This window comes from Actinomadura vinacea, assembly GCF_039532545.1.
Lineage (GTDB): Bacteria > Actinomycetota > Actinomycetes > Streptosporangiales > Streptosporangiaceae > Spirillospora > Spirillospora vinacea.
Map to the genome: position 1 here is coordinate 47,702 of NZ_BAAARW010000015.1, position 21,865 is coordinate 69,566.

General features: G+C 74.3%; 20 protein-coding genes and 1 pseudogene. 14 read left to right on the forward strand and 7 right to left on the reverse strand.

Features of this window, described 5'->3' with window-relative positions; all coding sequences use genetic code 11:
* Window positions 1-247 precede the first annotated feature (247 nt).
* Entirely contained in the window at window positions 248-1,108 is an 861-nt protein-coding gene (locus ABD340_RS20940) for an oxygenase MpaB family protein (protein ID WP_344590909.1), read from the forward strand.
* 51 nt (window positions 1,109-1,159) lie between these two features.
* On the opposite strand, the gene ABD340_RS20945 is transcribed toward ABD340_RS20940, so the two are convergent.
* The 6 genes from ABD340_RS20945 to uraH all read right to left on the reverse strand — a co-directional run bounded on the left by ABD340_RS20945 (window position 1,160) and on the right by uraH (window position 6,235).
* Window positions 1,160-1,507: a metal-sensitive transcriptional regulator gene (locus ABD340_RS20945; protein ID WP_344590910.1), complete on the reverse strand. Its 348-nt coding sequence runs from the start codon at window positions 1,505-1,507 to the stop codon at window positions 1,160-1,162.
* A gap of 151 nt (window positions 1,508-1,658) precedes the next feature.
* Window positions 1,659-2,267 (reverse strand): histidine phosphatase family protein, encoded by a 609-nt coding sequence (locus tag ABD340_RS20950; RefSeq protein ID WP_344590911.1) that lies wholly within the window; start codon window positions 2,265-2,267, stop codon window positions 1,659-1,661.
* 35 nt (window positions 2,268-2,302) lie between these two features.
* A complete protein-coding gene (gene ald / locus ABD340_RS20955; protein WP_344590912.1) occupies window positions 2,303-3,418 on the reverse strand; it encodes an alanine dehydrogenase in 1,116 nt (371 codons plus the stop codon).
* 160 nt (window positions 3,419-3,578) lie between these two features.
* Window positions 3,579-4,388, reverse strand: coding sequence for an SAM-dependent methyltransferase (locus ABD340_RS20960; protein WP_344590914.1), 810 nt, complete (start codon window positions 4,386-4,388; stop codon window positions 3,579-3,581).
* A gap of 138 nt (window positions 4,389-4,526) precedes the next feature.
* Complete coding sequence (locus ABD340_RS20965; RefSeq protein ID WP_344590915.1) at window positions 4,527-5,711, reverse strand: glycerate kinase; 1,185 nt, start codon at window positions 5,709-5,711, stop codon at window positions 4,527-4,529.
* A 116-nt stretch (window positions 5,712-5,827) separates the two neighbouring features.
* Window positions 5,828-6,235 (reverse strand): hydroxyisourate hydrolase, encoded by a 408-nt coding sequence (gene uraH, locus ABD340_RS20970; protein WP_344590916.1) that lies wholly within the window; start codon window positions 6,233-6,235, stop codon window positions 5,828-5,830.
* Between the two features lie 189 nt (window positions 6,236-6,424).
* On the opposite strand from uraH, the pseudogene ABD340_RS20975 reads away from it, so the two are divergent.
* The 10 genes and pseudogenes from ABD340_RS20975 to ABD340_RS21020 form a co-directional block, all read left to right on the forward strand.
* A pseudogene (locus ABD340_RS20975) lies at window positions 6,425-6,727 on the forward strand (PucR family transcriptional regulator); the annotation flags it as partial.
* A gap of 64 nt (window positions 6,728-6,791) precedes the next feature.
* Window positions 6,792-8,114: a tetratricopeptide repeat protein gene (locus ABD340_RS20980; protein ID WP_344590917.1), complete on the forward strand. Its 1,323-nt coding sequence runs from the start codon at window positions 6,792-6,794 to the stop codon at window positions 8,112-8,114.
* A 147-nt stretch (window positions 8,115-8,261) separates the two neighbouring features.
* Window positions 8,262-9,539, forward strand: coding sequence for a DUF5685 family protein (locus tag ABD340_RS20985; protein ID WP_344590919.1), 1,278 nt, complete (start codon window positions 8,262-8,264; stop codon window positions 9,537-9,539).
* A 41-nt stretch (window positions 9,540-9,580) separates the two neighbouring features.
* Window positions 9,581-11,248, forward strand: a complete 1,668-nt coding sequence (locus ABD340_RS20990; protein WP_344590921.1) for an AMP-binding protein — start codon at window positions 9,581-9,583, stop codon at window positions 11,246-11,248.
* 71 nt (window positions 11,249-11,319) lie between these two features.
* A complete protein-coding gene (locus ABD340_RS20995; RefSeq protein WP_344590923.1) occupies window positions 11,320-11,646 on the forward strand; it encodes a hypothetical protein in 327 nt (108 codons plus the stop codon).
* On the forward strand, window positions 11,639-13,765 hold the full coding sequence (locus ABD340_RS21000; protein WP_344590924.1) for a bifunctional copper resistance protein CopD/cytochrome c oxidase assembly protein: 2,127 nt from the start codon (window positions 11,639-11,641) through the stop codon (window positions 13,763-13,765). The genes ABD340_RS20995 and ABD340_RS21000 overlap by 8 nt, the downstream gene beginning before the upstream one ends.
* A 74-nt stretch (window positions 13,766-13,839) precedes the next feature.
* The gene (locus tag ABD340_RS21005; RefSeq protein WP_344590926.1) at window positions 13,840-15,135 is read left to right on the forward strand and encodes a sensor histidine kinase; all 1,296 of its coding nucleotides are present in this window, start codon (window positions 13,840-13,842) and stop codon (window positions 15,133-15,135) included.
* Window positions 15,132-15,809 carry a response regulator gene (locus tag ABD340_RS21010; protein WP_344590927.1) on the forward strand — a complete coding sequence of 226 codons (678 nt, stop codon included), beginning with the start codon at window positions 15,132-15,134 and terminating at the stop codon, window positions 15,807-15,809. The genes ABD340_RS21005 and ABD340_RS21010 overlap by 4 nt, the downstream gene beginning before the upstream one ends.
* Window positions 15,806-16,414 carry an LLM class flavin-dependent oxidoreductase gene (locus ABD340_RS21015; RefSeq protein ID WP_344590929.1) on the forward strand — a complete coding sequence of 203 codons (609 nt, stop codon included), beginning with the start codon at window positions 15,806-15,808 and terminating at the stop codon, window positions 16,412-16,414. The genes ABD340_RS21010 and ABD340_RS21015 overlap by 4 nt, the downstream gene beginning before the upstream one ends.
* Before the next feature lie 106 nt (window positions 16,415-16,520).
* Window positions 16,521-17,615: a baeRF3 domain-containing protein gene (locus ABD340_RS21020; RefSeq protein WP_344590930.1), complete on the forward strand. Its 1,095-nt coding sequence runs from the start codon at window positions 16,521-16,523 to the stop codon at window positions 17,613-17,615.
* A 3-nt stretch (window positions 17,616-17,618) separates the two neighbouring features.
* Here ABD340_RS21020 and ABD340_RS21025 read toward each other — a convergent pair whose 3' ends face one another.
* Window positions 17,619-19,043 carry a hypothetical protein gene (locus ABD340_RS21025; RefSeq protein ID WP_344590931.1) on the reverse strand — a complete coding sequence of 475 codons (1,425 nt, stop codon included), beginning with the start codon at window positions 19,041-19,043 and terminating at the stop codon, window positions 17,619-17,621.
* A gap of 102 nt (window positions 19,044-19,145) precedes the next feature.
* On the opposite strand from ABD340_RS21025, the gene ABD340_RS21030 reads away from it, so the two are divergent.
* Genes ABD340_RS21030 through ABD340_RS21040 form a run of 3 tightly spaced genes read left to right on the forward strand, consistent with a single transcriptional unit; the run spans window position 19,146 to window position 21,858 of the window.
* The gene (locus tag ABD340_RS21030) at window positions 19,146-19,820 is read left to right on the forward strand and encodes a response regulator (protein WP_344590932.1); all 675 of its coding nucleotides are present in this window, start codon (window positions 19,146-19,148) and stop codon (window positions 19,818-19,820) included.
* Window positions 19,817-21,304: an ATP-binding protein gene (locus ABD340_RS21035; RefSeq protein ID WP_344590933.1), complete on the forward strand. Its 1,488-nt coding sequence runs from the start codon at window positions 19,817-19,819 to the stop codon at window positions 21,302-21,304. The genes ABD340_RS21030 and ABD340_RS21035 overlap by 4 nt, the downstream gene beginning before the upstream one ends.
* Entirely contained in the window at window positions 21,301-21,858 is a 558-nt protein-coding gene (locus ABD340_RS21040) for a hypothetical protein (RefSeq protein ID WP_344590934.1), read from the forward strand. The genes ABD340_RS21035 and ABD340_RS21040 overlap by 4 nt, the downstream gene beginning before the upstream one ends.
* The last annotated feature ends 7 nt before the right edge of the window (window positions 21,859-21,865 follow it).

Genomic DNA, 21,865 nt, shown 5'->3' on the forward strand with positions numbered 1-21,865 from the left:
ACCCTGATCGTGCTTGGTGCGAGCGCGACATCGCTTCGCGATCTGGCCGGTGAGGCTCGCCTCCGGCATCGCCCCACCGGCCAGCCAACGCGCTCGCGCGGTACCTGGGGTTGATTTTCGATTCAGGCCCTAGGTGTGCTGTGGTGCCTCCTCCTTCCGGCGTGCGGTGTGACCTGCCTCATATCCGGGCAAATAAGTCTTTGGTTACCTTTGGGTGGCGGGTCCCTGTCGAGGAGGTCGGACGAGGGTGCATGACGACGAGCGCGGTGACCACGGCCTGTTCGGGCCGGAATCGGTGACCTGGCGGGTCATGGGCGAGCCCGTCCTGATGATCGGCGGTATCCGCGCCCTGCTGCTGCAGGCGCTGCACCCGAAGTCGATGTGGGGCACCGCGCAGAACTCCGAGCTGATGGACCCCAACGCGGCCTGGGCCCGGCTCGGCCGCACGGTCGAGTTCGTCCGGGTCCGCACGTGGGGGAGCCTCGACGAGGTCGAGCGGGTGGGCCGCCGGGTCCGCAAGCTGCACTCCAAGCTGACCGGGCTCGACCTCCGCACCGGCGAGACGTTCCGGATCGACGAGCCGGAGAACCTGCTCTGGGTGCACATGGGCGAGGTCGACTCCTACCTCGACGTGGCGCGCCGGGCCGGGGTGCCGCTGAGCGACGCCGACGCCGACCGGTTCGTGGACGAGCAGCGCCGCGCCGCGGCCGTGGTCGGTCTCGACCCCGCCGACGTGCCCGCCTCCGTCGCCGAGATGAAGGCGTACTACAAGGAGATGCGCAATCACGTCTGGGCGTGCCGGGAGGCGCGCGAGGGCCTGCTGCGGATGTTCAACCCGAACGTGCCGCGGCAGCTGCTCCCGCTCAAGCTGGCCGCGCCCGGCATCGGCGTGCTGGTCGTCTCCACGCTGCCGCGCTGGGCGCGGCGGATGTACGGGCTACCCGGCCTGCCTACCTCCGACCTGGCGGCGACGCTCACGCTGAAGGGCCTCTACCGCACCACGCGGGTCATCCCGGAGCGGCTGCGCTACCAGCCGGACGCGCTGCGCGCCCGGGAGCTGATCCGGGAGCGGGAGGAGACCCCCAGGCCGCTGGTCGTCGCGTCCTGACGGCCGGAACACCCCGAACGGCCCGACGGCCCGACGGCCCGACCGCACCGGTCAGCCGCGGCGCATGAGCCGGCCGACGGCGGCCATCAGCTCGGTGGACATGACGTCGGACTTGCCCTCCTCGGCGCCCTCGGCCACGCAGTGCCGCACGTGCCCGTCGAGCAGGCCGAGCGCCACCTTGTCCAGGGCGGCCTGGATGGCGCTGATCTGGGTCAGCACGTCGATGCAGTAGCGGTCGTCGTCGACCATCCGCTCGATGCCCCGCACCTGGCCCTCGATCCGCCGCAGCCGGGTCTGGAGCTGGTCCTTGGTCGCGGTGTAGCCGCGCGTGGGCGTGTCGGTGCGTGCCGGGGCCTCTTCGCGTGCGGCTTCGCGCGTGGGGGTCTCGCTGGTGGTCATGGTCGTCCTCGCAATCGCTCCGGAGGGTGCCGTCCCTGGTGGTCCCGCCGGGGGATCAACCCCCTACGGGTAACGGTATACGCCCGCGGGGACGTTCCGCCCCTCGCGGTGAGCGGGGCGGTCACCGCGAGGGGCGGGCGCCGGGCGGCGGTCAGCCGGGGCCCGCGGCGTCCGGCGGCGGGACGTTCCAGGAGCTGATCACCGGCCGGTCGTGCTCGGTGCCGAGCGCCGAGAGCGTACCGGTCTCGAGCGCGAACAGCCGTCCGGCGGAGGGCTCCAGGCCGAGCCAGCGCGCGGTCAGCACGCGCAGCACGTGCCCGTGCGCGACCAGTGCCACATCGCCGCCCGCCAGCAGCGGCCGGATCCGCGCCAGCACGGCGTCGGCCCGCTCGCCGACCCGTCCGACCGTCTCGCCGGGATGGTCGGCGTCCCCGGGGATCACGCCGTCGTCCCACAGGAACCAGCCGGGCCGCTCCGCGCGGATCCGCGCGCTGGTGATCCCCTCGTACCCGCCGTAGTCCCACTCCCAGAGGTCGGGGTCGGTCTCGTCGACCGCCAGTCCGGCCAGTTCGGCGGTGCGGCGGGCGCGCGCGGCGGGGCTGGACAGCACCCGGGCGAAGGTCCGGGTGCCCGCCACCGGCTCCAGCGCCCGCGCCTGCTCCGTACCGCGCTCGGTCAGCGGAATGTCGGTGCGCCCGGTGTGCCGCCCGGCCCGGCTCCATTCGGTCTCGCCGTGCCGCAGAATGACCACTTCCCCCATGGGCCCACTGTACGGCCCGCCGCAGGTCGGGCCGCTCAGCGCAGGACGGACTCGGCGGGGACGTGGGGGAGGCCGTGCGCCTCGGCGACGTGGTCGTAGGTGAGCACGCCGTCGTGCGCGTTGAGGCCGTGGATCAGCGCCGGGTCGGCGCGCAGCGCGCCCCGCCAGCCCTTGTCGGCGATCTCCAGCGCGTACGGCAGTGTGACGTTGGTCAGCGCGTGCGTGGAGGTGTTGGGCACCGAGCCGGGCATGTTCGCCACGCAGTAGAAGATCGACCCGTGCACCTTGTAAGTGGGCGCGTCGTGCGTGGTGGGACGGGAGTCCTCGAAGCAGCCGCCCTGGTCGATCGCGATGTCGACCAGGACCGAGCCCGGCTTCATCGCGGCCACCAGCGCGTTCGGGACCAGGGTGGGGGCCTTGGCGCCGGGGATCAGCACCGCGCCGATCACCAGGTCGGCGGCGCGGACCTCCTGCTCGACGGTGTAGGCGTTGGACACCAGCGTCCGCAGCCGGCCCTGGTAGAGCTCGTCGATGTGGCGGAGCCGGTCGACGTTGACGTCCAGGACGGTGACCTCCGCGCCCATTCCGACCGCGATCTGCGCCGCGTTCAGGCCGGACACCCCGCCGCCGATCACCGTGACGCGGGCCGGTGCGGTGCCGGGCACGCCGCCGGGCAGCACTCCGCGGCCGCCGTTGGAGCGCATCAGCGCGTACGCGCCGACCTGCGGGGCGAGGCGCCCGGCCACTTCGGACATGGGGGCCAGCAGCGGGAGCGCGCCGCCGGGCAGCTGGACGGTCTCGTAGGCGATCGCGGTCACGCCGGACGACAGCAGCGCGTCGGTGCACTCCCGGGACGCGGCCAGGTGCAGGTAGGTGAACAGGGTCTGGCCGCGGCGGATCCGGTGGTACTCGGCGGCGACCGGCTCCTTGACCTTGAGGATCAGGTCGCCCTCGGCCCAGACCTCGTCGGCGCCCTCCAGGATCTTGGCGCCGGCGGCGGTGTAGTCGTCGTCGGGGATGGCCGAGCCCAGGCCCGCCCCGCGTTCGACGAACACCTCGTGCCCGCGGCGGGTGAACTCGTGCACCCCGGCAGGGGTGATCGCCACCCGGTATTCGTGGTTCTTGATCTCGCGCGGTACGCCGACCTTCATCGCTGCAGCCTCTCTGCACCTCGCCGCCGCGGACCGGCCGCGGACCGGCCTAGGCTTTCAGCGTGCGGGGTGCGGCACCCGACACGCCATTGGCAGCGTGTAAAGGAAGGTCGGGTTCTGCTGACAGCGTGTCAAGGCCGGGCGGGGCGGTGGCCTGGGGCTACGGCTTGCGGGCGATCCCGCCGTACATGAGCCGGTGCCCGACCGTCAGCTCCGCGGGGACCTCCTCCTCGGGGCGCCACAGCGGCAGCGGCACCACGCCCGGTTCCAGCAGCTCCAGCCCGTCGAAGTAGGCGGTGATCTCCTCGGGGGTGCGGAAGCGGCCGGTGCCCAGCAGCGCCAGGTACTGCTCCTCGGCGGCGCGGGCCTCCTCGCTGGAGGCGCAGAAGTGGGTGAGGAAGAGGTGGCTGCCCGAGGGCACCGCGTCCATCAGCGTCTCCACGATCCGCTGCGGGCCCTCCGAGTCGTGCAGGTGGTGCAGGATCCCGACCACCATCACCGCCACCGGCTCGGCGAAGTCGATCAGCCGCCGCACCGCGGGGTCGGCCAGGATGGCCTCCGGCTCCCGCACGTCGGCCGTGACGACCGTGGTCCGGTCGTTCTCGGCCAGCAGCGCCCGGCCGTGCGCCAGCACGATCGGATCGTTGTCGACGTAGACCACCCGTGCGTCGGCGGCCACCGACTGGGCGACCTGGTGGGTGTTCTGCACGGTCGGCAGGCCCGACCCCAGGTCGAGGAACTGGCGCAGGCCCACCGTCCCGGTCAGGAAGCGCACGCCGCGGCCGAGGATCTGCCGGTTGTAGGCGGCGACGTCGTACAGCTCCGGGACGATCTTGATGATCTCGTCGACGAAGGCGCGATCGACCTCGAAGTTGTCCTTGCCGTTCAGGACGACGTCGTAGGCCCGCGCGATGCTGGGCTTGGTGACGTCGATCCCGAGCGAGGCCCAGTCGTAATCCTGCTCCGCCATCAGCGTGCCTTCCGCCCCTGCCGACCCCATGCGCGCGACCACTGCCGCGGGTTCGCGCTCCGTCGCAAACGATCGTAAACGGGTGCGTATCGCGGCGCCCTCCAGTTGAGGATCTTTATCGCGACGAAAAGGAGCCGGTCACATCCGCGCGGGGCCCGCCGGACGGCCGCGGGGCAGCCACTCGTCGGCGATCGCGACGGTGAGCTGCTCCAGTAACGGGCCCGCCTGGCGCATGCAGCGCGCGGCGTCCGGCTCGATGTCGGTCAGCGCGTACACCGCCTGCAGGCGCGCCTTGCGGGCCTGCTCGCCGGTCAGCCCGCGGCGTCCCACGGCGGCGATCGCCGGCACTCCCGCGCGGGCCGCCGCCCGCGCCACCCCGATCGGCGCCCGGCCGCGCAGCGACTGGACGTCCAGGCAGCCCTCGCCGGTCACCACCAGGCGGGCGCCCTTGGCCTTGCCGACGAAACCGAGCAGGTCGAGCATGAGGCCGATGCCGGGCTCCACGGTCGCGCCCAGGAACGCCAGCGCGGCGAACCCGACCCCGCCCGCGGCCCCGGCGCCCGGACGGTCGCGCGCGGCGGTGCGGGACGCCGCCTCCGCCAGGTCGGCCCAGCGGCGCAGCCCGGCGTCCAGGACCCGGATCTCCTCGCGGCCCGCGCCGCGGCGGCGGGCCTGCCCGGCCGCCGAGCCGTTGCGGCCCAGCAGCGTTCCCTCCGGGTCGCCGGCGATGATGACCCGGACCCCCGAAAGGTCGGGCATTCCGCGCAGATCCAGCCGGTGCAGCGACCGCAGCGCCGCCCCGCCCGGCGGGAGGTCCTTGCCGAGCGCGTCCAGCAGCCGCCCGCCCAGGCCCTGCACCAGGCCGGCGCCGCCGTCGGTGCAGGCGGCGCCGCCCACGCCGAGCACGATCCTCCGCGCGCCCAGCCGCAGCGCGTGCGCGAGCATCTGGCCGGTGCCGAGGCTGGTCGCGTTGAGCGGGCTGGGCCGTCCGCCGGGCAGCCGGCGCAGCCCCGACGCCTCGGCCAGCTCCACCACCGCGCGCCGGCCGTCGACGGCCAGCGACGCGGTGACCGGACGGCCGGTGGGGCCGCGCACCTCCACCTCGACCCGGCGCCAGCCCGCCGCGATGACCGCCTCGGCGGTGCCGTCGCCGCCGTCGGCGACCGGCAGCTCGACGATCGGCGCGTGCGGCCGGGCGCGGCGCAGCCCGGCGGCGAGATGGCGGGCGACCTCCGGCGCGGTGAGCGAGCCCTTGAACTTGTCCGGCGCGAGCAGGACGTGACCGCCCGGGGGGTGGTCTGGGGGAGAGTCCGCGGACGACACAGCCACGCCTTTCGCGCCGGGGGTAGGCCCTACCTTCTGCTTACGCCATGAAGGCACTATTTGACACCCAGAAGGCCCGCCGCGCCGTCCAAACGTGGGGAGTGGCCCAGGGCCTCTCAGCTCCCGCGATACGTGGAGTAGCCGAACGGGCTCAGCAGCAGCGGAACGTGATGCCGCTCCCCGCTGTCGGCGATCGTGAAGATGATGCTCACCTCGGGGTAGAAGGTCGGGACGCCGAGCGCCGCGAAGTAGACGCCGGTTCCGAACCGCAGCCGGTAGGTCCCGTTGCCCGGCCGGGGGCCGTCCGCCGCGTCGCCCTCCGCCGGGGCCGTCCAGCGGCCGTCGGCGTCGGTCGCACCCTCCGCGAGGGGCCGCCAGGTGGTGCCGTCGTAGGCGTCGAGCCGTACCGGCACCTCGGCCGCGGGCCGCCCGCGCTGGGTGTCGAGGACATGGGTGGACACGTGGAGGGACGGGTGCCCGGCACCGTGATCGGTCGGGTCGGTCGAAGGGGTGGACGCGGTCATGCCGTAAGTACAGCAGCCCGTGAACTCTCCGCCGACTTCGGGGGAGCGCTGCGTGACCGACCAAGTCCGCTATAGCCTGCCTTGGTGCGAATGCGACAGTCTGTGGGTGCTCTCGGCGACCAAGCGGATGCGAAGGGTCGTCCGCGCGACCGGACGCCGGACCGTTCCAGACCGCCGGCCGACATAGGGGACGTCGACTCCTACGCGCTGCTGCTGGCCTCGGTCCCCGAGCAGACCCGCTGGTCGTTCCGCACCCGGCTGCTCGGGCCGCTGGAGGAGTACGACAGCGTCCGGCAGGCCGAGCTGCTGCACACCCTGGAGGTCTTCCTGTCCTGCTCGGGCTCGTGGAACCGCACGGCCACCCGGCTGCACGTCCACGTGAACACGCTTCGGTACCGGATCCGCCGAATCGAGGAGCTGACGGGTCGCGATCTGGGCACACTGGAAGATCGGGTCGACTTCTTCCTCGCGCTGCGGGCGATGCGGCGGTGAGGGGCCGGAGCGCGCGACCCGGTGCGGAACCTTGGAGCACAACCTCGTAGGCGGTGGTCACACGATGGATCGGGAGACACTGGGGCAGCGCATCAGAGCGCTGCGCATCCGGCAGGGTGTCAGCCAGGCGCAGCTCGCCTTCCCAGAGCTGTCCGACAGCTATATCTCGCTGATCGAGAGCGACAAGCGGGTGCCCGCGCCGAGCGTGATCGACCTGCTCGCGGCCAAGCTGAACTGCTCGCCCACCTACCTGGTGAGCGGGGTCAGCGAGGACGTGGTCGACCAGCTGCGGGTGACGCTCGACTATGCCGAGATCGCGCTGCAGAACGGCGCCGCCGAGGAGGCCCGGGCCCGGTTCGCCGAGGTGCTGGCCAACGCCGACGCGGTCGCGCTGCCGGACATGCTGCACCAGGCGCGCTGGGGGCACGCGATGGCGCTGGAGGCGGCCGGCGAGCTGGAGGAGGCGATCTCCGGGCTGCGCGCGCTCACCGCGGAGGCGTCCGCCGAGGCCGATCTGGACCACTGGGCCAAGGTGCACGTCGCGCTGAGCCGCTGCCTGCGCGAGCGCGGCGACATCAGCGCGGGGGTGGAGGTCGCCGAGGACGCGATGCGGCACCTGATCGCCACCGGCGCCGACTCCACCGACGCCGCGGTGCACCTGGGCGCGGCGCTGCTGGCCGCCTTCATCGAGCGCGGCGACCTGGTCCGGGCCCGGCAGCTGGCCGGCCAGCTGGTCGAGCGGGCCGAGCGGATCGGCAGCGCCAAGGCGCGGATGGCCGCGTACTGGGAGGCCGCCTACGTCGCCGAGATCCGCGGCGACTACGAGGAGGGCGTCGCGCTGGCCGAGCGCGCGCTGCTGCTGGCCGGCAAGGACGTCCCGGGCGGTGTCGCGCCCAGCGACGACCCGCGCGACCTGGCCCGGCTCCGGATCGTGTACGCCGGGCTGCTGCTGCGCGCCCGTCCGGGCGAGGCGGCCCGCGCCCGCGACCTGCTCAGCCAGGTCCGCGGCGAGATCAACGCCAGTTCGGCCGGGGAGATCGACGTGGCCTGGTGCCTGACCGAGCTGGCCCGGGCGGAGACCGCGCTGGGCCGTCCCGGCGAGGCGGTGACGCTGGCCGAGGAGGCGCTGGAGCTGCTGGGCGACGCGCCGCGCCGGGCCACCGCGTGGGCGCTGACCGTGCTCGGCGAGGCGTGCGCGCGGGTGGGCCGCCGGGAGCGGGCGATCGAGGTGCTCACCCGGGCCGCGACCCATCTGGAGCAGATGGAATCGTCCCGGGAGGCCGCCCAGACCTGGTTCGACCTGGCCGAGCTGCTGGCCGAGACCGGCGCCCCGGAAGGGCCCCGGCTGGACGCCTACCGCCGCGCCCTGACCTGCGCGGGGGTCTGAGAAGGGCGGGGCCGGCCCGGCCGGTCGCGGATCGGAGGAACCTCCGCCGCGACGGTCGCGTCGATGGTGTGTCGATGACGTTCCGTCGTAGCTCGCGCATAGGCCTGGCCGAGAACGCGAGTGCCTGATCTAGGAGTGCTCCCCGAGATGTTCGGAGTGGTTCGGCCGTGCAAGCACGTCTTGTGCGGATCTTTGTTCAAGGACTGGATGGCCCACCTGTGCGGGTTGTGCCTGACCCTGCGCGACCAGCACGGGCAGGCGGCCCGCCTTGTCACCAATTACGACGGGCTGCTGGTGTCGGTGCTGGTCGAGGCGCAGGCTCCGGAGCTGTCGCCGCGCCGCAAGGCCGGGCCATGCGCGCTGCGCGGGATGAAGGCGGCCGAGGTGGTCGAGACGCGGGCGCAAGGGGCGCAGCTGGCGGCGGCGGCCTCGCTGCTGCTGGCGGCGGGCAAGACCCGTGACCATGTGGCCGACGGCGACGGGCCGTACCGGCGCCGGCTGGTCGCGGCGGCCGCGGGCCGGGTGGCCGACCGGTGGGACACCGCGGGCGCCGGGACGAGCGCGGCGGTCGGCTTCGACCCGTCCGTGCTGCGCGACGCGGTCGCCCGGCAGCCCGAGCTGGAGGCCCGGTCGGCGGCGGGGGGCGGGCTGGGCCTGCTGGAGCTGACCGAGCCGACCGAGACCGCCGTCGCCGCGGTGTTCGCGCACACGGCGGTGCTGGCCGGCCGGGAGGGCAACGCCGAGACCCTGGCGGAGGCGGGCCGCTTCTTCGGCCGGCTGGCGCACCTGATCGACGCGGTCGAGGACGTCCACGAGGACATGGAGTCGGGCGCGTTCAACCCATTGCTGGCCTCGGGGACCGATCCGGCCCAGGCACGTCGTTACTGCGACGACGCGCTGCAGGGGTTGCGGTTGGCGTTGGCCGACCTGGAGGTGGAGCAGCCGCGCCTGGTGCGGGCGCTGCTGGAGCGCGAGGTCGGGCGGTCGGTCGACCGCGTCTTCGCCGCGTACCCGCCCGGGGCGCCCGGTTATCCGCCGCAGGGGCCGCACGGCCCGCAGCAGCCCTACCCGCCGCAGCAGCCGCACGGGGGCGGGTACCCGCCCCCGCAGCCCGGACACCCGGGGCACGGCGCGCACGGCGGCGGTGGCGGCGACTGGTCGGGCGGCGGTGGCGGTGGCGGCGGCTGGGGTTTCGGCGGTGGCGGCCACGGCGGCAAGGGGGGCAGGCCGCCGCGGCCGGGCCTTCCCATCCCCTGCTTCACGGGCTCGCTGGTCTGCGTCACCTGCGGCGTCTACCAGCCGAAGTGGAGCGAGCACCACGGCAAGAGCTGCGGAGATCGGTGCTGGTGCACCCGGCACGGCTGCGGCGACTGCGGCGACTGCTGCAGGTGCTGCGACTGCTGCTGCCCCTGCGACGGCTGCTGACGCGCTTGACCAAGCGACTGCTTGGGTGACACCCTCGCGGGGTGGCGAACGCGACCTTCGCGGAAATGGTGCTGGCGCGGGCCGGGGACGATCATCCCGGGCTGCTGTTCGAGGACGAGTCCTACACGTGGGCCGAGGTCGTGCGGGAGGCCCGCAGGCGTGCCGGGCTGCTCGCCGCCCTCGGCCCGCCCCCGCCCGGACGGCCCCGCCATGTCGGCGTCCTGCTGGAGAACGTCCCGGAGTACGTCTTCTGGATCTGCGCGGCGGCCTTGGCCCGGGCCACCGTCGTGGGCATCAACCCGACCCGGCGCGGGGCGGAGCTGGCCGCCGACATCCGGCACACCGACTGCGACCTCATCGTCACCGACTTCGCCCACGCCGGGCTCCTGGACGGCCTCGACACCGGCGTCCCGGACGGCGGCGTCCTGCTGACCGGCACCGCCGCGTACGCGGCCGCCCTGCCCGGGCCCGCCGAGCCGGTGCCGGCCGACCCGGGGGACCGGCTGCTCCTGCTGTTCACCTCCGGCTCGACCGGGGCGCCCAAGGCGGTCGCGTGCGGACAGGGCAGGCTCGCCGCCATCGCCCAGCACGCCGAGCGGATGAGCATCACCCGCGACTCGGTCACCTACATCGCGATGCCGCTCTTCCACGGCAACGCCGTCATGGCCAACCTCGCCATGGCCGTGCACGCCGGGGCCACGGTCGCCATGCGACGCAAATTCTCCGCCTCGGGCTTCCTGCCCGACGTGCGCCGGTACGGGGTCACCTACTTCAACTACGTCGGCCGCGCGCTGGCCTACATCCTCGCCACGCCCGAACGGCCCGACGACGCCGACAACACCCTCCAGGCCCTCTTCGGCACCGAGGCGTCGGCCCAGGACCTGGCCGGCTTCGCCGCCCGCTTCGGATGCCGCGTCATCGAGGGCTACGGGTCCAGCGAGGGCGCGATCTCGCTGCAGAAGACCCCGGACACGCCGCCGGACGCGCTCGGCGTCCCGCAGCAGGGCATGGAGGTGGCCGTCCTCGACGGCCAGACGGGGGCCGAGTGCGAGCGGGCCCGCTTCGACGCGAGCGGCGGCCTGCTCAACCCCGGCGAGGCCATCGGCGAGATCGTCGGGCTCAACGCGGCGGGGGCGTTCGAGGGCTACTACAACAACCCCGAGGCCGACGCCGAACGGGTGCGCGACGGCAAGTACTGGAGCGGCGACCTCGGCTACCGGGACGCCGAGGGCTACTTCTACTTCGCCGGCCGGGGCGCCGACCGGCTCCGCGTCGACGGCGAGAACTTCGCCGCCGCGCCGGTCGAGCGGATCCTGTCCTGCTGGGACCCGGTGGTGATGTGCGCGGTCTACCCCGTGCCGGACCCGCGCACGGGCGACCAGGTGATGGCGGCGCTGGAACTGCGGGAAGGGCCGTTCGACGCCGGGGCGTTCGCGGCGTTCCTCGCGGCCCGGCCCGATCTGGGCACCAAGTGGGCGCCCCGCTTCGTCCGGATCGTCGGGGCGATGCCCCTGACCGCGACCGGCAAGGTCGACAAGCGGCCCCTGCGGAAGGCGCGCTGGGACGCGGGCACCAGCGGACACGGCGGGGTCGTCTGGCGGCGGCCCGGACGCGCCCTGGCGTACGAGCCCCTCACCCTTGAACAGGCCGATGCGCTGCGGGCGGAGTTCGGCGCGAACGGCCGGGCGCACGTACTGACGACCCTGTGACAAGGGCTCAGTAGGGTAGGGAACGACTTCATTGCCCGCGAGAGAACCCGTACGAGAGAACCCGGCTTCCCATGACGACCCTCATACCCCTTCCGCGGGCGCGCCGCGCCGTCACCGTCGCCGCGCTCCTCCTCGCGCTCGGCGCGTTCACGGCCGCTCCGGCGCCCGCCCAGGCCGTCCCCGCCGGCGGCCCGCCCGCGGCCGCCGCTCCGGAAAAGGACGCGGAGGGCGGGAAGAAGGAGTCCGGGGGACCCCCCTGGATCATGCTCGGCGTCGGGTCGCTGATCGGGATCGGCATCGGGATGGCGATCGTGTCCCGGGCCAAGCGCAACCACCCCGGCCCCGGCCCCGGTCCCGGCCCTGGCGCGGGCCGGGCAAAGCGGGGACGCGATGAGTAAGGCGACCGCAGAGGCGGTGAAGAAGGCGGGCCACGGCGGGCCCGACCTGCTGCGCGCCGCCGTGATCGCCGTCGCCGCGGGCGTCGCCGGGCTGGTCGTGGCGCTGGTGCTGGGCGGCGCCGCGGCCGAGAAGGTGATCCCGGGGCTGGGCGACGCGGGCACCGTCACCCGCTGGGGCCTGCCGCTGTCCCGCCTCGCGATGAACCTCTGCGCCGCGGTCACCGTCGGCGCGCTGCTGGCCGCCGCGGCCCTGCTGCCCCTGGAGGGCTCCGGCCGGGCCAAGGACGGCCCGCGGGACGTGCCGCGGCTGAGCGAGGACGCGACCGGCTACCTGCGCGCCGCGTCCTGGCTGGCCGCCGCCTGGGCTACCGCCGCCGCGGCCACGCTGGTGTTCACCGTCGCCGACGTGCTCGGCCAGCCGGTCGGGCAGGTCATCACCGGCAGCGAGCTGAGCGGCTACGTCGGCCAGCTGCCGCAGGGCACCGCGCTGATGATCGTGGTGCTGCTCGCTGTGGTCGTCGCGCTGCTGGCGCGCACCACCGCCACGCCCGCCGCCGCGTTCGGGCTGCTGGCGGTGGCCGGGATCGCGCTGCTGCCGCCGCCGCTGACCGGGCACTCCGCCTCGTCGGCCAACCACTCGGTCGCCACCACCGGCGTGGCGCTGCACGTGCTCGCGGTGGCCCCCTGGGTCGGCGGGCTGGCCGTGGTCGGGGCGCACGCGCTGCTGCGCCGGGACCGGCTGGACGTCGTCGCCGACCGGTTCAGCCGGATGGCCGTCTGGTGCTTCGTCGCCGTCGGCGCCAGCGGGCTGGTCAACGTGCTCGCCCGGCTGCCCGACCCGTCCGAGCTGGTGGGCACCGACTACGGCCGGCTGGCGATCGGCAAGATGATCGCGTTCGCGGTGCTCGGCTGGTTCGGCTGGTGGCACCGCGGCCGGACGCTGCCCGCGCTCGCCGAACGGCGGCCCGGCGCCTTCACCCGGCTGGCCACCGTGGAGGTCGCGGTCATGGCCGCCACCGCCGGGCTCGCGGTGGCGCTGGCCCGAACCGCGCCGCCCGCGCCCACGGCCGAGGAGTCGCCCGTCGAGGCCCTCATCGGGTACGGCATGCCGCCCGCGATCACGCCGGGACGGCTGGCCGGGCTGTGGCAGTTCGACTTCTTCTTCGCCGTGCTGGCCGCCGTGCTCGCCGGGCTCTACCTGGCCGGGGTCGTCCGGCTGCGGCGGCGCGGCGACCGCTGGCCGGTCGGCCGCACCGCCGCCTGGCTGCTCGGCGTCCTCACCATCGTGACCGTCACCCAGACGGGCGTCGCCAAGTACGCCCCGGTCCTGTTCAGCGTGCACATGGTGCAGCACATGGTGCTGAACATGCTGACCCCGATCCTGCTGGTGCTGGGCGCCCCCGTCACGCTGGCGCTGCGCGCCCTCAAACCGGCGCGGATCCGCGGCGACCGCGGCCCGCGCGAATGGCTGGCGGCCGCGCTGCACAGCCGGGCGGCCGGGATCATCGCGCATCCGGCGACGGCCACGGTGATCTTCGTGGTGAGCACGTTCGCGCTGTACTTCACCCCGCTGTTCGAGACGGCGATGCGCAACCATCTCGGGCACATCGCGATGAGCGCGCACTTCCTGCTCGCGGGCACGCTGTTCTTCTGGGTGCTGATCGGCGTCGACCCGGCGCCGCGCAAGCTGCCGTACCCGGGACGGATCCTGCTGCTGTTCGTCACGATGCCGTTCCACGCCTTCTTCGGCATCGCGCTGATGAACCTGGGGGAGCCGCTGGCGCGCGGCTGGTACACCGCGGTCGACCCGCCCTGGGGCGCCTCGACGCTGAGCGACCAGCACACCGGCGGCGCCATCGCCTGGGGCTTCGGCGAGATCCCCACCTTCATCGTGCTGATCGCGATGGCGTTCCAGTGGTACTTCGACGACCAGCGGCAGGCCCGCCGGCTGGACCGCAAGGCCGACCGCGCCGAAGAGCGCCGCGCGGCACGGGCCGCCGCGGCGGGCGGCGACGCGGCCGCCGGACCGGACGTGATCGACGAGGACGACGAGCTCGGCGCCTACAACGCCCGGCTGGCCAAGCTCGCCGAACGCGACGAGCGGTCCCGCGAACGCTGAGATCACCCGCGCGGGGGAGGGGGCCGGGCCTCCCGGGGGAGGCTCCGGGTGCGCGGGTCTGCCAGGATCAAGGCGTGTTCCCCGGTAGCAGCGACGACGTCCGTCCCCGGCGCGGGCCGCGGGCGCTGCTCCGGCCCGCGGCCCGTCCGCTGGCGCCGCTGGGCCGCCGGGCGTACTGGCGGCGCTGGTCCTACCTGGTCGCGGGCGGCGCGCTGCTCATGCCGTACTGGTTCCTCGGCCTGGGCATCGTCCCTCCGCTGCCGTTCGGCGGCCAGGTCACGCAGGTCGTCCTGATCTTCTTCGTGCTGCCGCCCCTCGGTGCTTTCGTGACCGGCCTGGTGCCCGCCGTCCGGCTGCTGGAGGGCGCCGCCGCCAAGGAGCTGCTGGCCGGACCCATCGCCGAGCTGCCGGTGAACCCCGCCCGGACCTGGGCGACCCGGGTCCGCACCGGCGCGTGGTTCGCGCTGCACCTGCACGCCGGGGTGCTGATCAGCGCGCTGAGCCTGCTGGTCCCGCTGGTCGCCGCGGTGATGTTCCTGGCGCCGATGGTGACCTGGGAAGACCAGTTCCTCGGCCCGAACCACCTGCCCGCGGGCCTGTCCGAATGGACCCTCCCGATCGGCGCGGTGGCCGCGGTGGCCGCCGTGCTCGCGGCGATCGGGGGCGCGGGCACGCTGCTGACCCGGCTCGCCCCGCGCCTGCTGGGCCCCTCGGCCGCGGAGCGGCTGGCCGCGCTGGAGGCCCGCGCGCTGCGGCTCGCCGAGCGCAACCGGCTGGCCCGCGAGCTGCACGACTCGGTCGGCCACGCGCTCAGCATCGTCACCTTGCAGGCGGGCGCGGCCGGCCGCGTCCTCGACAGCGACCCGGAGTTCGCCCGGGAGGCGCTCGGCGCGATCGAGGACTCGGCCCGCTCGGCGCTGGAGGACCTCGACCACGTGCTGGGGCTGCTCCGCGAGGACGCACCCTCGCGCACCGCGCCCCAGCCCACCCTGAAGGATCTGGACCGGCTGCTGGAGCAGACCAGGATCGCGGGCGTCAAGCTCGACTCCGCCGTGGGCGCCGAGCTTGAGCAGGTGCCCGCCGCGGTCTCGCGCGAGGCGTACCGGATCGTCCAGGAAGGACTGACCAATGCGCTGCGGCACGCCGGCATGGTGCCGGTGCGGCTCCGGATCGGGGTGCGCGGCGACCGGCTGGAGGTGGAGATGAGCAATCCGCTCGCGGGCGCCCGGCCCGCCGGGCACCACAGCGGACGGCGCGGTCTGGGCGGGGTGCGCGAACGCGTCACCGCGCTGGGCGGCACGATGACCGCGGGGCCCGGCGCCGACGGTGACTGGCGGCTGGTGGTCGCACTGCCGCTGCGAGCGTCATGACCGAGCGGAGCGAGGGCTTGATCGGCGTGCTGCTGGTGGACGACGAGCGGCTGATCCGGGCCGGGCTGGCGGCGATCGTCAACGCCGAGCCGGATCTGCGGGTGGTCGGCGAGGCCGGCGACGGCGCGGAGGTGCCCGGGCAGGTGTCCCGGCTGCGGCCCGATGTGATCCTGATGGACGTGCGGATGCCCAAGCTGGACGGCATCCAGGCCACCCGGCACATCCTGGAGAACGTTCCCGAACCGCCCCGGATCATCGTGGTCACCACGTTCGAGAACGACGAGTACGTCTACGACGCGCTCAAGGCCGGCGCGCACGGGTTCCTGCTCAAGCGGACCCGGCCGGAGGACATCCTGCGGGCGATCCGGATGGTGGTGCACGGCGACACGCTGCTGTTCCCGGCGGCGATCCGGGCGCTGGCGGCCGAGCACCGCGGGGCGGGGCGGGGCGGCGGGACGGGTGCCCGCTGGCACGGGCAGCTGACCGAGCGGGAGGGCGACGTGCTGCGGCTGATGGCGCGCGGCCACTCCAACGCCGAGATCGCCGCCGAGCTCTTCGTCAGCCCGCAGACGGTGAAGACGCATGTCGGGAACGTGCTCGCCAAGCTGCAGGCGCGCGACCGCACCCAAGCGGTGATCTTCGCCTACGAGACCGGATATATCGTCACCGCATGACACAATCGTCGGTCGCGCCCTTCCGGTCCGGCTTCGACGTGGCCCTGGTCCCCGACCACCTGGGGGCGCCCGCCCCGTTCCCCACCATGGTCGCCGCGGCGGACGCGACCGAGCGCCTGCGGGTGGGCACGCTCGTCCTCAACAACGAGTTCTGGAAGCCGCACCTGCTGGCGCGCGAGGTCGCCAGCGCCGACCGGCTCTCCGGCGGACGGCTGGAGCTCGGCCTCGGGGGGGCCACCAGGTCAAGGGGGAGCCGCCCGGCACCTACCGGTTCGGGACCGCGGAGCAGACCGCCGAGCAGGTGGAGTTCGTCCGGAAGCACGCGGGCGACCGCTTCGCCGGGCTGGAGCTCCACCTGCTCGTGCAGATGGTGCAGATCACCGGCGACCGCCGGGCCGCCGCCGCGGAGCTGGCCGCCGGCCCCCTGCCCCCTGCCCTACCTGTCGGTGGAGCAGGTCCTGGAGTGCCCCGTCGTGCTGATCGGCACCGAGGACGAGATCGCCGGGCAGCTGCGGGAGCGCCGCGAGCGGTACGGCTTCTCCTACATCACCGTCCACTCCCCGTTCATGGAGGCGTTCGGCCCGGTCATCGAACGCCTCCGCTGATCCTGGACCGCCGGCCTGCTTGGCATGGCGTGATCGGACTTCTTACGCCTCATTTACCTGCGATTCGTTACAAATGAGACATTGAACGTCATCTGATCGGGGGATCATGGACGCCGCTACTCTGTCCGATCTGCGCAAGCCACGCGATTATCCGGCGGTCTCGGTGCTGATGCCGACCACCCGGCGCACCCCGGCGAACCGCCAGGATCCGATCCGCCTCCGCAACCTGCTCTCCGAGGTGAAACAGCGGCTGCGGGCGGACACGCTGGTCTCCCCGGACACCGCAGACGAGGTGCTGCGCGGCCTGGAACGGGCGGCCGGGGAGTTCGACCCGCGGCACGCGGCCGACGGGCTGGTGCTGTTCGCCGCGCCGGGCGGCGAGCACCACACCTTCACGATCGACCAGCCGGTGGACGAGCGCGTGATCGTCGACACCGGTTTCGCGACCCGCGACCTGGTCGCCGCCCACACCCGTACCCGCCGCTACTGGCTGCTGGCGCTGTGCGAGCACCGCACGCGGCTGTGGGACGGCCGGGGCGGCGAGCTGACCGAGACGGTCCGCGGCGGGTTCCCGATGGCCGCCGAGCCGCCCGGCGAGGACGGCGAGGGTGGCCGCAGGTCCCCGCACGTCGGGCACGCCGACGAACGCCACCGCCGGCTGATCCGCGACGTGTTGGACGGCCTGGACGCCGTCCTGGCCCGGGACCGGCGGCCGGTGGTCGTCGCGGGCGTGACCCGGCACCAGGCGTTCTTCGACGAGCTGGCCGGGCCGCACGTGACCGTGGCGGGCCGGATCGACGGCTGCTACGAGAGCGCGTCCGCGGGCACGCTGGCCGAGGCGGCGCGGCCTGTGCTCCAGGCCTACGAGGACCTGCGCGAGGTCGCGGTGCTGGCCGAACTGGAGGCGGCGCGCAGCCTCAAGCGCTACGCCGGCGGCCTCGACGAGGTCATGCAGCTGGTCGAGGAGGGGCGCGGCGAGCACCTGGTGGTCGAGCGCTGCTACTACTCCCCGGCGGTGCGCACCGGCGGGGAGACCATCCCGATCGAGGGTCCGCTCGGCTCCCTCAAGGGCCACGGCGTCGTGGACGACGTGGTCGACCACGTCATCGAGACGGCGCTGGAGTACGGCGGCGAGGTCACCTTCGTCTCCGACGGCTTCCTGGTCGACCACGACCGCATCGCCCTGGTCACCCGCTTCTGAGCCTCAGAGGCCCGTGTACTTGAGCGCGGCCAGGTTGACGCACAGCAGCAAGACCGCGAGGACGGCCAGCAGGACGGGGTGCCGCAGGCGGCCGAGGAGCGTGAAAGCGGCGAGGAGCCCGAGCGCGGCGGCCGAGGCCGTGAGGAGGTGCAGCCCGGTGCGGTCGGCGGCAAGGAACTCGGTCTCGGGGAAGTCGAAGCGGATGTACTGGTGCGTGCGCAGCCGCTCGCCCGCGTACAGCGCGACCCACAGGCCGCAGACGGCGGTCACGGCGGCGGCGCCTGCCACCTGCCTCAACGTCCGACGGAGGCCGCCGCGGGCGAGCACCGCCAGACCGGCCAGCGTGTAGACCAGCGCGACGCAGGCCAGGTACCGGCCGTAGGCGAAGTTGCCCACCCGGTGCTCGTCGGGCAGCGCGGCCGACGAGGCGTAGGCGATCCCGAACGTGCCCGCCAGCAGGGCCCCGGCCGTGACCCGGAGGCCGGCGTCCGTGCGGCGCCGGACGAGCGCCCCCGCCACGGCGGCCAGCCCGACGCCCCCGAGCCCCCAGGTGGCGACCACCAGGTACCAGATCTGCCCGGCCGCGCCCGACAGCGCCCAGAGCCAGCCGTCGACCGAGGTCAGCCGCCCGGTGAGGAGGCCGGCCAGATCGCGGGCCCCGGCGGGGTAGAAGGCCGCGCGGGCCGAGTCGTTGAGCGCCGCGGCCCCCGCGTACCCGATCGCCGCGGCCGCCAGCCCCAGCACCGCCCATTCCCGCCGTTCCTCCCGCCGGAACGCGATGAAGGCGAGCGCGGCCCCGTGCACGCACATGAGCACGAGTCCGCGCGAGTGGACCGCGTACGCGTAGACCGCGACCAGGCTCGCCCCGGCCGCCGCGTACGGTCCCCCGCTCCGGGCGAACCGGTCCAGGAGCAGCAGCCAGCCGAGCACGACCACCGGCAGCACGGCGTCCGCCAAGGCGAAGGCGCCGAAGAACGTCACCGCGGGCAGGAGCGCCGCCGCCCACGCGAGCGGAAGCGCTTCCCTCGTGCCCACGCGGAGCCGGCGCAGCGCCGCGTACCCCAGGGGGAAGGCCAGCGCGCCCACGAGCGCGTTGACGGCCATGACCAGCGCGTACACGGTGGCCGGGGCGAGGTCCAGGCCCGACACCGGCGCCAGCAGCAGCGGGTAGCCGGGCTGGTAGAAGGTGTGGCCGGACAGATCGCCGCCGGCACCGCCCGCCAGCCAGCGGGCGACCGCGAGGTAGCTGGACTCGTCCGGGTTCGCCGCGGGGCCGGTACGGGTGCGCGACAGCCACAGGCGCACCGCGACCTGGGCCAGCCAGCCGGTCAGCAGCAGCCACGGCAGTGCGCGGCTCGGGCGCCGGACCGGCGGGGCCGGAGGGGCGGACGGGCGAGGTGCGGAGATCGCCGGGAGCATGAGTGACATGCGGTCCACCGTCGCGGCGGCCTGTGCTGATCCCGTCCCGGAAATGTCCGGATCTCGTGACACTGCCCGGCTTTGTATCGCGTCCGGCCGGATAATGACCGGGTGGCGAGCATTCTGTTGGTCGAGGACGACCGCTCCGCCCGCGCCGCGCTGGAACTGGCGCTCAGCAGGCAGGGACACCGGGTGACCTCGTGCGCCAGCGGCGAGGACGGGCTGGCCGCGCTGCGCGCGCGCCGTCCCGAGATCGCCGTGCTGGACGTGATGCTGCCGGGCCTGGACGGCATCGAGGTGTGCCGCCGCATCCGGCGCGCCGACACGCTTCCGGTCATCATGCTGACCGCGCGCGGCGACGACCTGGACGTGGTGCTCGGCCTGGAGGCCGGGGCCGACGACTACGTGGTCAAACCGGTCGAGCCCCGCGTCCTGGACGCCCGCATCCGTGCCGTGCTGCGCCGCGCCGAGAACTCCCACACCGACCGTTCCGCCTACGGCGACCTGGTGATCGACCGGACCTCGCTGAAGGTCACCAAGAACGGCGCCGACGTCCGGCTCACCCCGACCGAGCTGCGGCTGCTGCTGGAGCTGACCCGGCGGCCCGGCCAGGCGCTGACCCGCCGCCACCTGCTGTCGGCGGTTTGGGAGCACGACCACCCGGGCGACTCGCGCCTGGTGGACGCCTGCGTGCAGCGGGTCCGTGCCAAGATCGAGGACGAGCCGGCCGAGCCGCGCCTGGTGGAGACGGTGCGCGGATTCGGCTACCGGTTCGTGGCGCCGTGAAGGCGCCGCACAGGGCCCGCGCCGTCCGCGCCGTCCGGAGCGGGCTGGCGGGACTGCGCGTACGGCTCGCCGCCGCGTTCCTGGCGGTCGCGCTGCTGGCCGCGGTGCTGGTCTCGGGCATCTCCTACATCCTGGTCCGCCGGTCGATCCTGGAACGCACGCAGGAGGCGCTGCTGACCGAGGTGGAGGGGACGCTCTCGCGCATGGTGCCCGCGAACCTGCCCGCGGGCAGCGGGCTCGCGTACGAGATCGAACGGGCCCTCAAGCCGAGCCCCGAGCGCAAGGTGCTCGTGCTGGAAATGCCCGGTGAGGGATTCCCGGACTTCGTGGGATTCGCGGACTGGGCGCCAGAGGCGCTGGTGGACCGGGAGTTCGCCGCGCGCACGGAGCACAGCCTCGTCTTCCAGCGCGTAGTCCGGGGCGGGACCGCATATCTCCTGGTCGGCGCCCGGGTCAAGGTGGGCGAAGGGCGGTCCGTCGCGGCGTTCGTGTCCTTGAGCCTGCGGCGCGAGCAGGCCGACCTGCGGTCGTTCACCTCGGCGGTGCTGGTCGCCGACGCGGTGGCGCTGGCGTTCGCGCTGGCGCTGGCTCTGCTGGCCGCCGGCGGCGTGCTGCGCCCGGTGCGGCGGCTGGGGCGCGCCGCCCGCGCGCTCGGCGACGGGCGGCTGGAGACCAGGGTGGAGGTGCGCGGCGGCGACGAGCTGGCCGACCTGGCCAGGACGTTCAACGGCACGGCCGAGGCGCTGGAGCGCACCGTCGGGGAACTGCGGGCGATGGAGGCGTCCGCGCGCCGGTTCGCCGCCGACGTCTCGCACGAGCTGCGCACCCCGCTCACCGCGATGGTCGCGCTCACCGACGTGCTCGCCGAGGAGGCCGCGGTGTCCGACGACGGCCGGACCGCGGTCCGGCTGGTGGTCGGAGAGATCCTGGGACTGCGCGAGCTGGTCGAGCACCTCATCGAGATCAGCCGGTTCGACTCCGGCACCGCGTCCCTGGTCCTGGACGAGGTGGTGCTCGCCGACGCCGTCGCGGCCACCCTCGCGGCGCGCGGCTGGCGCGGTGCCGAGGTCGAGGTGGACGCGCCACCGGGACTGTCGGCGCGGCTCGACCCGCGGCGCTTCGACGTCGTCATGGCCAACCTGGTCGGCAACGCGCTCGGCCACGGGCGCCCGCCGGTACACGTACGGGCGCGGGCGGCGGCCCGCTCCGGGTGCCCCGGCGTCGAGATCAGCGTGGCCGACCAGGGCCCGGGGATCCCAGAGGAGCTGCTGGACCTGGTGTTCGACCGCTTCGTCAAAGCCGACTCGGCCCGTTCCCGCAGCGCGGGCAGCGGTCTCGGGCTCTCGATCGCGCGCGCCAACGCCGCCCTGCACGGCGGTGTGATCGAGGCGGCCAACGCGCCCGAGGGAGGCGCGGTGTTCACGCTCTGGATGCCGCTCGCCGACGAGCCCGAGGAGGGCGAAGGGGAGGCGGGGGGACGATGAGACCGCGGACGGGACGATCGATCCGGGCGGTGGCCGCCGCGTGCGCGACGGTGCTCGCCTTCGGCGCCGCCGGGTGCGGCGTCCGGCCCACCGGGGTCGTCCGCGCGGGGCCCGCGCCGCGGGCCGCGGCCGATCCCTCGAACAACGTCATCTACCTGATCCGGAACGGGAAGCTGAGCCCGGTGGCGCGTCCCGGCGTCCCAGGGCTCCCGGAGTTCGTCCTGAACCAGCTCGTCCAGGGGCCGACCGAGGCCGAGCGGCGAGCGGGGCTGCGGAGCGAGATACCGGGGAACGTCCGGCTGACGTACTTCCGCCCCGTGTCCGACCGGCGCCAGCCCGACGTCATGGTGCACGGACCGGCGGAGCACTGGTCGGGGAAGCGCCTGCGCTGGTCCCGGCCCGCCCAGGCCCAGCTCGCCTGCACCGTGGGCACGATCCCCGACGTCCGGGGGATCTGGATCTCGCCCGAGGGGGCCGCCCTCAGCCAGTACCGGGCGTACCCCGACATGCCCATGGAGTTGCGCTGCGACCAGTTCCGCGATGTGCGTCCGTGACGCACCG